Source organism: Tautonia sp. JC769 (assembly GCF_040717455.1).
GTDB lineage: Bacteria > Planctomycetota > Planctomycetia > Isosphaerales > Isosphaeraceae > Tautonia.
Genome location: NZ_JBFEFH010000021.1, coordinates 35,580 through 47,308 on the forward strand (window position 1 = coordinate 35,580; position 11,729 = coordinate 47,308).

The 11,729-nt window shown below is 68.8% G+C and carries 7 protein-coding genes; all 7 read left to right on the forward strand.

Annotated features, from left to right (window positions below; all coding sequences use genetic code 11):
- Window positions 1-30 precede the first annotated feature (30 nt).
- The 7 genes from AB1L88_RS19065 (at window position 31) to AB1L88_RS19095 (ending at window position 11,647) form a co-directional block, all read left to right on the forward strand.
- A complete protein-coding gene (locus AB1L88_RS19065; protein ID WP_367098276.1) occupies window positions 31-555 on the forward strand; it encodes an OsmC family protein in 525 nt (174 codons plus the stop codon).
- 78 nt (window positions 556-633) lie between these two features.
- Window positions 634-2,109 carry an aldehyde dehydrogenase family protein gene (locus AB1L88_RS19070; RefSeq protein WP_367098277.1) on the forward strand — a complete coding sequence of 492 codons (1,476 nt, stop codon included), beginning with the start codon at window positions 634-636 and terminating at the stop codon, window positions 2,107-2,109.
- Window positions 2,110-2,318: 209 nt separating this feature from the next.
- Complete coding sequence (locus AB1L88_RS19075; RefSeq protein ID WP_367098278.1) at window positions 2,319-3,683, forward strand: glucose-6-phosphate dehydrogenase; 1,365 nt, start codon at window positions 2,319-2,321, stop codon at window positions 3,681-3,683.
- A 190-nt stretch (window positions 3,684-3,873) separates the two neighbouring features.
- Window positions 3,874-5,553: a gamma-glutamyltransferase gene (locus tag AB1L88_RS19080; RefSeq protein WP_367098279.1), complete on the forward strand. Its 1,680-nt coding sequence runs from the start codon at window positions 3,874-3,876 to the stop codon at window positions 5,551-5,553.
- A 330-nt stretch (window positions 5,554-5,883) separates the two neighbouring features.
- Entirely contained in the window at window positions 5,884-7,569 is a 1,686-nt protein-coding gene (locus tag AB1L88_RS19085; RefSeq protein WP_367098280.1) for a D-aminoacylase, read from the forward strand.
- 624 nt (window positions 7,570-8,193) lie between these two features.
- Window positions 8,194-8,967, forward strand: coding sequence for a PEP-CTERM sorting domain-containing protein (locus AB1L88_RS19090; RefSeq protein ID WP_367098281.1), 774 nt, complete (start codon window positions 8,194-8,196; stop codon window positions 8,965-8,967).
- 1,222 nt (window positions 8,968-10,189) lie between these two features.
- Complete coding sequence (locus tag AB1L88_RS19095) at window positions 10,190-11,647, forward strand: sigma-54 dependent transcriptional regulator (RefSeq protein ID WP_367098282.1); 1,458 nt, start codon at window positions 10,190-10,192, stop codon at window positions 11,645-11,647.
- Window positions 11,648-11,729: the final 82 nt, after the last annotated feature.

The window sequence follows — 11,729 nt, forward strand, 5'->3', positions numbered from 1 at the left end:
AACCGACCGGATGATCGAGGACACCCCCACATGGACGGCGAACAGTTGCGAGCCTTGCAGGCCCCGCTCAAGGCGGCCTACCGCGATCATCCCGAGACGGCCCGGCTCAGGCTCTCGGCCCGAGGGACCCTGGCGGGCGACGGCCTGACCTGCCGGATCGAGGGCTCCGGCGGCATCGTCGAGGCCGGCCTGCATCCGGCGACCGGCGGAGACGGGTCGGCCACCTGTTCCGGGGCCATGCTCCTCGAAGCGCTCGTCGCCTGCGCGGGGGTGACGCTCCGGGCCGTCGCGACCGCGATGGGCATCCCGCTGCGGGGCGGCTCGGTCATCGCCGAAGGGGACTGGGACGCCCGCGGCACCCTCGGCGTCGACAAGTCCGCGCCGGTCGGCTTCCCCCGCGTCCGGCTCCGGTTCGAGGTCGACAGCGACGCCACCGACGAGCAGCTCGCCAAGCTGTTGAGCCTGACCGAGCGTTATTGCGTCGTCGCCCAGACCTTGAAAAACCCTCCCGAGTTCGCCAGCGAGATCGTTCCCAACCGCCCGGCCGACGGCTAGGATGATCGGCGTCCGACGCCTCAAGATGACCATCCCCCGACCGTGCCGCTTGCCTCTGCCACAGGGAGAACCGAACCGATGGCCCAGGGACTTGAAACCGCGCCTCGCGTGCCGACTGATCTGGCCTCCCGCCTCCTGATCGACAACGAATGGGTCAGCCCCAAGGGCGGCGACTCGTTCGACACCTACAACCCCGCCACCGGCGAGGTCATCGCCCGCGTGGCCGCCGCCTCGGCCGACGACGTCGATCGCGCCGTCCGCGCCGCCCGACGCGCCCTGGAGTCCGGCCCCTGGGGTTCGATGGACGCCGCCGAGCGCGGCAAGCTGATGTACGACCTGGCCGACCTCGTCGAGCGCGACGCCGAGGCCCTCGCCCAGCTCGAATCGCTCAACTGCGGCAAGACGATCACCGACGCCCGCGGCGACCTGAACGGCGTCATCTACACCCTGCGCTACTACGCCGGGTGGGCCGACAAGATCGAAGGCCGCACGGTCCCGGTGCGCGGCAACTTCCTCTCCTACACCTTGCGGCAGCCGATCGGCGTGGTCGGGCAGATCATCCCCTGGAACTTCCCGCTCCTGATGCTCGCCTGGAAGTGGGGCCCGGCCCTGGCCTGCGGCAACACGATCGTCCTGAAGCCCGCCGAGCAGACCCCGCTCACCGCCCTGAAGCTCGGCGAGCTGGCGATCGAGGCCGGGTTCCCCGCCGGCGTCATCAACATACTCAACGGCATGGGCGAGACCACCGGCGACGCCATCGTCCGCCACCCGGATGTGGATAAGATCGCCTTCACCGGCCACGTCGACACCGCCAAGATCATCCAGAAGAACGCCGCCGACACCCTCAAGCGCATCACCACCGAACTCGGCGGCAAGAGCCCGAACGTCATCTTCGCCGACGCCGACCTCGACGAGGCCGTGGCCGGCGCCTTCCACGCCATCTACTTCCACGGCGGCCAGTGCTGCACGGCCGGCAGCCGCTTGTTCGTCGAGCGCGGCATCCGCGACGAGTTCGTCGAGCGCCTGGCCGAACGGGCGAAGGTCCGCAAGATCGGCGACCCGCTCGACCCCGAGACCGAGCAGGGCCCGCAGGTCTCCCAGGAGCAGATGGACAAGATCCTCGGGTACGTCGAGTCGGGCCAGAAGCAAGGGGCCCGCGTCGTCTCGGGTGGCAAGCGCGTCGGCGGCTCCGGCTTCTACGTCGAGCCGACCATCTTCGACGACGCCCGCGAAGACATGGACATCGTCCGCGACGAGATCTTCGGCCCGGTCGTCACCGTCCTGCCCTTCAACGACGTCAACGAGGTCGTCGAGCGCGCCAACCGGACCCATTACGGCCTCGCCGCCGGTGTCTGGACCAAGGACATCGACAAGGCCCACCTCTACGCCAGGAAGGTCAAGGCCGGCACCGTCTGGGTCAACTGCTACCACGTCGTCGAGCCCACCACCCCCTTCGGCGGCTTCAAGATGTCCGGCCAGGGGCGCGAGAACGGCGAGGCCGCCCTGGACCACTACACCGAGCTGAAGACCGTCACCGTCAAGCTCCACGGCTGATCGACTCTCCCTCCGCCGGCCGGCCCCCGACCCTCCCCCGGGGACCGGCCACGCCCTCCCCCGCCCATCCGCCCGTCCGTCGTGGCGGCACTGGAATTGCACCTCCTGATCCCCCCTTGCTCCATGCAAGCGTCGGCTTCGCATGAACAGCGAGCGGCATCCTGATATCGTCGAAATCCGAATAACATCACTGAATTGAGGGAGTTTCGATGGCTCCGGACTTCGTCATCTTCGGCGCCGCGGGCGATCTGACCTCCCGCTATCTCATGCCCGCATTGGTTCATGTAATCAAAGCCGGCCACCTCGACCCGGATGTCGCCATCCTCGGCGTCTCGCGCCAGGACTGGACGACCGACCGGTTCCGTGAGCATATCGCCGATCGCCTCAAGGAGCACGCCGCCAATGCCGATCCCGAGACCGTCGCCGACCTGCTCGGCCGCCTCGACTATCGCCAGGCCGACGTGACCGACCGCGCCGCCCTGTCCTCGATCTTCGATCAGGTCAAGGGACCGGCCATCTCCTACCTCGCGCTGCCGCCCAGCCTCTTCATCCCGACGGTCGAGACCCTCGCCGACCTCGACCTGCCCGAGGGCAGCCGGATCGTCGTCGAGAAGCCGTTCGGCACCGACCTCGACTCGGCCCGGCGGCTCAACCGCCTCCTGCACGACTCATTCGACGAAAACGCCGTCTTCCGCGTCGACCACTTCCTCATGAAGCAGACCATCCAGAACGTCCTCGGCCTCCGGTTCGCCAACCGGATCTTCGAGATGCTCTGGAACCGCGACCACATCGAACGCGTCGAAATCACCTGGGACGAAACCGTCGCCCTCGAAGACCGCGCCTCGTACTACGACCGCTCCGGCGCGCTCCGCGACATGATCCAGAATCACCTGCTCCAGTTGCTCACCCTCGTGGGCATGGAACCCCCCATCTCCGTCAACGCCCGAGACCTCCGCGACCGCAAGGTCGACGTCCTCCGCGCCGTCCGACGCTACGATCCCGACGAGGTCGAGCGCCTCACCCGCCGTGCCCGCTACACGGCCGGCCAGGTCGGCGAGACCACCCTGCCCGACTACGCCGCCGAAGACGGCGTCGACCCCGACCGCCGCACCGAGACCTTCGCGCAGGTCACCTTTCACATCGACAACTGGCGATGGTCCGGCGTCCCCTTCGTCGTCCGCACCGGCAAGGCGATGGCCGCCGACCGGCACGAGATCGTCATCCACTTCCGGCCGGTCCCCCACCTGGCGTTCGCGCAGGCCCCCCCGCCGCCCAACGTCTTCCGGTTCCACCTCAACCCCGACCGCATGGCGCTCGGCGTCAACATCAACGGCCCCGGCGACCCGTTCGACCTGGAACACATCGAGCTGAAGACCGACTGCTGCCGCCAGGAACTGCCCGCCTATGCCCGCCTCCTGATCGACGTGCTCGAGGGCGACACCATGCTCTCCATCCGCGACGACGAGGCCGAGGAGTCCTGGCGCATCGTCGAGCCGATCCTCCACGCCTGGTCCGAGGGCCGCGTCCCCTTGCGCGAATACCCCGCCGGCTCGACCGGCCCCGACCTCTCCTGACCCGCTCCTCTCCGGTCGATCCGAGGGCGCCCTCCACCAACTCTCCCGACCGGGCGCCCTCGGCCGCCGGTCCATCTCTCGACCCGCTTGCGCAGACGCCGATACCGCCCCTTGCCTCTCGGCCCGCGATCGGTTCCATTAAGACACACTTCGGCGCATCCCGTCCCGATCCTCGTGCGGAACACTCACCATGTTTCCTCGCGTCTTGATGTTCGCACTCATTTTCGTCCTCATCTCCTTCACCGCCCGATCGCAGGACGACCGCGCACGGCCGACCCGCCCCCCCGCCGACTCCGTGATCGGCTGGCACGCCTCCGGCAAGGCCGGGGCCGTCGTCGCCGGCGGCGCCGAGTCGGTCGAGGCCGGCATGACGATCCTCCAAAACGGCGGCAACGCCATCGACGCCGCCGTCGGCACCCTCCTGGCCCTCAGCGTCACCGACGCCCACCTGTTCTGCTTCGGCGGCGAGGTCCCCATCCTCATCTATGATGCCGGGCGCGGCGTGGTCGAATCGATCGCCGGCCAGGGGGCCGCCCCTCGCCTCGCCACCCTCGAGCACTTCGAGACCAAGGGCGGGATCCCCCGGTCCGGCATCGAATCGGCCGCGGTCCCCGCCACCCTCGACGCCTGCCTGACCGCGCTCGACCGCTCCGGCACCATGTCCTTCACCCAGGTCGTCGCCCCCACGCTTCAGATCCTCGACCGCGGCGAGCACCCCTGGCACGCCGACTTCGCCCGGACCCTCCGCCGCCTCGTCGACGCCGAGTCCGCCGCCGCCGACCGCCGCCAGGGGCTCCGCCTCGTGGCCGACGCCTTCTACCGAGGGCCGATCGCCGTCGAACTCGACGCCTGGTCCCGCGCCCACAACGGCCTGATCCGCTACAACGACCTCGCCACCCACGTCACCCGCGTCGAGGAGCCCGTCTCCCTCGACTACCGCGGCCACCGCATCCTCAAGCCCGGCCCCTGGACCCAGGGACCCGCCCTGCTCCAGGCCCTGCAGATCCTCGAAGGCTTCGATCTCTCCTCGCACGCCTCCGGCGACGCCGACGCCATCCACCTCCAGGCCGAGGCCCTCAAGCTCGCCTTCGCCGACCGCGACGAGTTCTACGCCGACCCGCTCTTCCAACCCGTCCCCCTGAGCCTGCTCCTGGCCCCCGAATACGCCGACGCCCGCCGCGCCCTGATCGACCCCGACCGCGCCTCGATCGAACGCATCCCCGGCGACCCGGCCGCGGGCCTGGCCCGCCTCGACCCGGACCGCTCGACCGTACGCATTGGCACCGACGGCCCCTCGCTCGACACCACCACCTGCATCGTGGCCGATGCGGTCGGCAACGTCGTCGCCGCCACCCCGAGCGGCTGGTCCGGCGTTTTGGCCGGCGACACCGGCGTCTGGCTCGGCTCCCGCCTGCAGAGCTTCAACACCTGGCCCAACCACCCCAACGTCATCGAGCCCGGCAAGCGCCCCCGGATCACGCTCACCCCGACCCTCGTGCTCAAGGACGACGCCCCGGTCATCGCCGTCAGCGTCGCGGGCGGTGACGCGCAGGATCAATCAACCTTGCAAATGCTCACCAACCTGATCGATTTCGAACTGTCCCCCTCCGACGCCGTCACCGCCCCCCGCTTCAATTCCGAGCACCTCGTCGGCTCGTTCGGCCAGCCCGCCCCCCAGTTGGGCCTGCTCCAGGTCGACCCCCGCGTCGGCGACGAGGTCCTCGCCGAACTGGAAGCCCGCGGCCACCGCATCGAGCGCTCCCGTGCGCCGGTCGGCTCGAATCCGACCGTCCTCCGCATCGACCCCGAGACCGGCCTGCTCGACGTCGCCGGCTGCCCCGACTCCCGACGCCACTCCGCCGCCTACTAGACCGCTTCGAGTCAAACCTGGTGGAATCCGGGTGCCCCGGGGTCCGCGGCGCGGAACCCGGGGCACCCGCCGAAACACCGTGAACCCACCGATTCAGACGGGCTCCGGTACTTGACCTTCTCATCGATCATGGTGGGTTGTTCTCGGGTGGCCCCGGTTGCTCGCCAACCGGGGTGGCGCAGCCGCAAGAGGCCGCGGTAGGCCGCCCCAGGACCTCTCGACGCCCCGCGCTCCCGGCGGCCGAGCAACCGGGGCCACCCACAACGCATCATCCGAGACTGGAAACAGGACGACTGACCCGATCGACCCGATCTCTTGAGGGCCTCCACCATGAACCCCATCCGCGCGATCCTCGCCGCCGCCCTGCTCCCGGCCCTGCTCGCGGCCGGACCGCCCGACGACGAGCCGTTCGACCTCATCATCCGGGGCGGCCGGATCGTCGACGGCACCGGCAACCCCTGGTACGCCGGCGACCTCGGCATCAAGGGGGACCGCATCGCCGCCGTCGGCCTCATCCCCGACGACGCCGAGACCGCCCGGACCATCGACGCCACCGGCCTCGTCGTCGCCCCCGGATTCATCGACATCCACTCGCATTCCGACTTCGTCCTCTTCGAGGACGGCGCCGCTGAGTCGAAGATCCGCCAGGGGGTCACCACCGACATCCTCGGCGAGCACACCTCCGGCGGCCCCTATGCCGAGCCCCGCGAAGTGACCATCGACGGTCAAACCGTCTCCATCTCCACCCTGGCCGATTACTTCGACGCCATCGAGCGTTCCGGCACCGCGATCAACGTCGCCTCGTATGTCGGCCTCGGCAACATCTGGCAGGCCGTCATGGGCGACTCGTTCGACCGCCCCACCGAGGAGCAGTTCCAGGCCATGGAGGCCCTGATCGACCAGGCGATGCAGGACGGCGCCCTCGGCCTCTCGACCATGCTCATGCACCCGCAGTCGCTCGGCACCCGGACCGAAGACATCGTCCGCCTGGCCCGCGTAGTGGCGAGGCACGGCGGCATTTACTCGTCGCACATCCGCACCGAAGGGCTCGGCGTGCTCGACTCCATCGCCGAGGCCATCGCCATCGGCGAGCAAGGCGGCCTGCCCGTCGACATCATCCACCTCAAGATCGCCGAGCAGACCCTCTGGGGCCGCATGCCCGAGATCGTCGCCATGATCGACGCCGCCCGCGCCCGAGGGGTCGACGTCCAGGCGAATGTCTACCCCTACACCCGGGGCAACAACAACCTCGTCAGCATCATCCCCCCCTGGGCGCATGAAGGGGGCCGAGACGCCCTGCTCGCCCGCCTGGCCGACCCCGAGATCCGGCCTCGCCTCAAGCAGGACATCCTCCAGGGCATCCCCGGCTGGTACAACCACTATCTCGCCGTCGGCGGCGACTGGTCTCGCATGCTCATCTCCGAGCGCCTCAGCCCGACCAACGCCCGCTTCGAGGGGCAGACGATGGACGTCATCCTCGCCGGCCTCGCCGCCGACCGCCAGGCCGGCCCCGATGAACTCGACCTCCTCTTCGACTTCCTCATCGCCGAGGACGGCTCGATCGGCTGCATCTACGCCCACCACACCGACGAGGACATGACCCTCGCCCTCCGGCAGCCCTGGTGCTCGGTCGGCTCCGACGGCTCGGCCCTGGCCACCTCCGGCCCGCTCCGCCGCGGCCATCCCCACCCGCGCAACTTCGGCACCTTCCCCCGCGTGCTGGGCGTCTACGTCCGCGAGCAGGGTCTGCTCACGCTGGAGGAGGCGATCCGCAAGATGACCTCCCAGAACGCCCTCAAGGTCGGCCTCGCCGACCGCGGCCTCCTCCTGCCCGGCCTCGCCGCCGACGTCACCGTCTTCGACCCCGATCAGGTGATCGATCGTTCCACCTATCTCGAACCCTTCCAGTACAGCGACGGCATCACCCACGTCCTCGTCAACGGCTCGCTCGTGCTCGACGCCGGCGAATCGACCGGCGCGCGCCCCGGCCTCTCCCTCCGCCCCGCTCGCCCCTGATCCCCCCCTCCCCCGCCCGCGATCCCCGGCCTCGACCTCCGCCTCCCTCTCCCCCGATCGCGGGGGAGAGGGCCGGAGAAAGCGATCACATCCAGCGCCCCTCGCCCCGCGACCGAGCGAGCCCCCCCCGTCCTCCCGGCCCCATCTCCCCCCGTGTTTCCCCCGGCCGCGCCCCATCCCGGAGCACCGTCCCGACCGCCCTCCCGGGGGACCGGCTCCGGTACGTCGATCCCCGCCCCTCGACCCCAGGCTTCTTGTGCCCCGGCCCCGCCTCGGGAGCGGCCGACTCGTCCCGCCTGTCGGGCCGAATCCGCCGGATCTCCCCCCTTCGTGCCCGGCGGCTGAGGCGAGAACTCCCCACGACGCCGGGCCGTTTCTCCGGCACCACATCGCCGTGTTGCGTTTCCGACCCCGGGTTGCCCGCGAGCAACGCGGCACCGCAATCCCCGATGATTCGAGTCAACCTATCTTGATCCAATCAGCGTTCTCCGGACACTTGAACTCGTCGGTCAATGCACGGCGCTGTGCGATTGGAAGCCCGATGGATCGAGGACGTAACGGCGCTTTCGATGTTGCAAGGTTGCGCACCTCATCATGTCCCCGTCCCCACGAGTGTCCCCCTCGATGTCGAACCCTCGCTCGCTTTCGCGTTCGTTTTCGCTTGCCGTCCTGGCGACCGTGATGGGCGTCTCGGCCGCCAACGCCGACCCCGTCTACGGGACGGCCGCCGACCCGACGGGCTCCCGAACCCAGTCGAACCTGGTCCTGCTGACCAACACGCCCAGCGGGCCCAACGTGAGCGATTACTCCGGCAAGTCGCTCAACATCTCCTGGGAGATCGCCCAGCTCGGCAACGCCGCGTTCTCGTACACCTACACCTTCACGGGCTTCAACCAGCCCACCATCAGCCACATCATCCTCGACCTGACCGACGACGCCGTCTTCCCCCGGGTCGACCCGAAGGCCGTGACCGACGCCACCTACAATGGCTCGTCGAGCGGGGTCGAGCTGGTCTTCGACGAGTTCGAGACCAACCCCCGCAACTCCGGTGGCCCCGGAGGCAGCAACCCCGGCTTCCCGATCGGCCCGACCATCGTGGGAGTCAAGTTCGAGGGCATGGACGACCTGAACCCCCTGGTCATCTCCTTCACGTCGAATCGGGCCCCGGTCTGGGGTCATGTCTACGTCAAGGGCGGCGACAACGGGTTCGCCTACAACCGAGGCCTGATCAACCCGAACTCCACCGACGTGCTCGACTTCATCGCCCGGCCCAACGGCCTGGTGCCCGAGCCCTCGTCACTTGCCCTGTGCGGCACGGCGGCCCTCGCCGGCCTCGGCCTCGGCGTCCGTCGCCTCCGCCGCCGCGACGAGTCCTCCGGGGTCGAGCCGACCTCCTGAGCCCTCCCATCGGACCTCGAGCCCGTCCGAACGCCCTGCCCCGGCCGCAGGCCTCGATGCAACGCCGCATCCGGACGGCTCGATCCTGCCCCTGCGAGCGGCCCGATGCTCGCCCCGAACGGTGACCGATCCTCGCCCTCCGACCCCCTCCCCCCTCGTCCCCCACGGACCTCGGGCCTGGGGGTCGTCGCCGTGCGCGCAATCGCCTCTCGATCGCGGTCCCCTGCCCCCTCCACCCAATCAGATCCTGTCCCAGTCCCCTCCTCTCGACCCCGAGCCTCACTCACCTTCGCTCACCGCGAAAAGTGACTGAGGCTCGCCTTTTTCTCGATGATCTTGTCGTGAGCATCGCCCGCCCCGCTCGCCCCCCAGCATACAGACCAAATGGCCCAAAGTCGCCCAAACCTTCAGTTGACCTGCTCTCCCAAAAACGCCAATCCATCTCATACCAACTTCGTCCCCTCGAACCTCCCATTTTCCCATGCACTCACTCCTCACCCTTAACTGGCAGCCAAACAGCGAGAATCAACCAGTTATAATCACAACCAATCACCCACAATACCATCAATCCTGCCCCCAATTCCCCCCCCTGCCCGATGTCCCTCCCCGATCCAGCTCCATCCGCCTCTGTCGGGCCCGCCCCGCCGCGCCAAACAAACCCATTTGCCCCCCGGTCGTCCCCCGAAACGAATCCAGGATCCCAGCCACAAACACCATTCCCGCAGTAGGTTACGACGGATTTTTCCCGGATCAACACGCGCACCGGCCGGTGTTCACCCCCCGGGACGATCGGCCGTCCCCCGGACCCATCCCCAGCCTGCCCGACGACCAGGATCGGCCCCTTCGGGGCTGCCGATGGAGCGGGCCGCCCCACGCGAAACGAAGCCATTTCCCGCCGGGCGACATCCCGAAACGATCCGCAACGACTTGCCGCAACCCGAATTCTGCAAAGAGGATCGGCGACAACTCCCTAGATGATTCGGGCGCACCGGGCCCTCAGATCGCCGCGCACCGACGCGCGATCAGGGCCGATCCTCGGCGGTATTCGCCCGGATGGAAGCGATTGAAGGGGTGGGGCGGCTTTGCTCGCATTCGGGTCGACGTCCGGTATAATGGCCGTCACGCTTCGCCGGGATACCCGGTCGCGGAGCCGTTGCGTCCCGACCTCGTTTCCGATCCCTCGCGCTGGTTGACGACGCCCGAGACGATTGAGACACCCACCATGCCGCTCACTGTGGTCATCGACGACGACCGTTCCGTTCAGCATCTGGTCGGCCAGGCGCTCAAGCCGCTGAAGGTCGATGTCCAGACCGCCTCGACCGCCGACGAAGGGCTGGCGCTGATCCGAGAGCACGCCCCCGACGTCGTCCTGCTCGACATCATGCTCCCGGAGACCTCGGGCCTGGAACTGTATCGGCGGGTCTTCGACCTCGACCCGAGGCTGCCGATCATCTTCATCACCAGCCTCTCCTCCGGCGAGACGGCGATCGAGGCCATCAAGCTCGGCGCCTACGACTACATCCACAAGCCGCTCGACGTCGAGCAGCTTCGCGACAAGGTCAGCCAGGCCATCGAGATCCGCCGCCTCATGCACGAGCCGGTCGTCCTGCCCGACGCCGGCACCGAGCCGAGCGAGGGGGAGCTGCTCGTCGGCAACAGCCAGAAGATGATGGAGGTCTACAAGGCCATCGGCCGGGTCGCCCCGCAGGACGTCACCGTCCTGATCCGCGGGGAGAGCGGGACCGGCAAGGAGCTGGTCGCCCGCGCCATCTATCAGCATAGCCGGCGCACCAGCGGCCCCTTCCTGGCGATCAACTGCGCTGCCATCCCCGAGGGCCTGCTCGAGAGCGAGCTGTTCGGCCACGAGAAGGGGGCCTTCAGCGGCGCCGTCACCACCCGGATCGGCAAGTTCGAGCAGTGCGACGGCGGCACCATCTTCCTCGACGAGATCGGCGACATGTCCCCGGTCCTCCAGAGCAAGGTCCTGCGGCTCTTGCAGGAGCGGCAGTTCGAGCGCGTGGGCGGGAACAAGACGATCAAGGTCGACGTCCGGATCATCGCCGCCACCCACCGCGACCTGGAGAAGATGCCCGAGGAGAAGTTCCGCTCCGACCTCTACTACCGGCTCAACGGGTTCGTCATCAACCTGCCCCCGGTCCGCGACCGCGGCGACGACCTGCTGATCCTGATCGACCACTTCCTCAAGCGCTTCAACCGCGAGCTGAGCAAGCAGGTCCAGGGCCTCTCCCCCGAGGCCCTGAACCTGATGATGCGCTACAACTGGCCCGGCAACGTCCGGGAGCTCCAGAGCGTCTTGCGCCAGGCCTTGCTCCAGTCGACCGGCCCGGTCCTGATCGCCGACTTCCTGCCGGGCGACGTGCGGACCGGCCGCCGGGGGGAGCCGGCCTCGCCGGCCGGCGACTCCAGCTCCGACCTCGACCGCTTCATCCGCGACCGGCTCGAGGCCGGGTCGAAGGACCTGCACGCCGAGGCGATCGAGTTCCTCGAAGCCCTGCTCATCCGCCGCGTCCTCACGAGCACCGGCGGCAACCAGTCGCGTGCCGCCGAGATCCTCGGGATCGCCCGCGGGAGCCTCCGCAACAAGATCCGGTCGCTCGGCATCTCGATCGACCGCGTCGTCGGCGATGCCGAGGACGAGAACGGCGACCCGAACGGCTGACCCCCGACTCCCGGCCCCTCCCCGGTCGCCCGCGACGAAGCCGAACGCCCGCAAAAAAGACACAGACTTCGAGAAATCATCA

Excerpts from the sequence above, each read along its gene's own strand:
- AB1L88_RS19065 (WP_367098276.1), top strand. The coding sequence starts at position 31 with ATGGACGGCGAACAGTTGCGAGCCTTGCAGGCCCCGCTCAAGGCGGCC.
- AB1L88_RS19070 (WP_367098277.1), top strand. The coding sequence starts at position 634 with ATGGCCCAGGGACTTGAAACCGCGCCTCGCGTGCCGACTGATCTGGCC.
- AB1L88_RS19075 (WP_367098278.1), top strand. The coding sequence starts at position 2,319 with ATGGCTCCGGACTTCGTCATCTTCGGCGCCGCGGGCGATCTGACCTCC.
- AB1L88_RS19080 (WP_367098279.1), top strand. The coding sequence starts at position 3,874 with ATGTTTCCTCGCGTCTTGATGTTCGCACTCATTTTCGTCCTCATCTCC.
- AB1L88_RS19085 (WP_367098280.1), top strand. The coding sequence starts at position 5,884 with ATGAACCCCATCCGCGCGATCCTCGCCGCCGCCCTGCTCCCGGCCCTG.
- AB1L88_RS19090 (WP_367098281.1), top strand. The coding sequence starts at position 8,194 with ATGTCGAACCCTCGCTCGCTTTCGCGTTCGTTTTCGCTTGCCGTCCTG.
- AB1L88_RS19095 (WP_367098282.1), top strand. The coding sequence starts at position 10,190 with ATGCCGCTCACTGTGGTCATCGACGACGACCGTTCCGTTCAGCATCTG.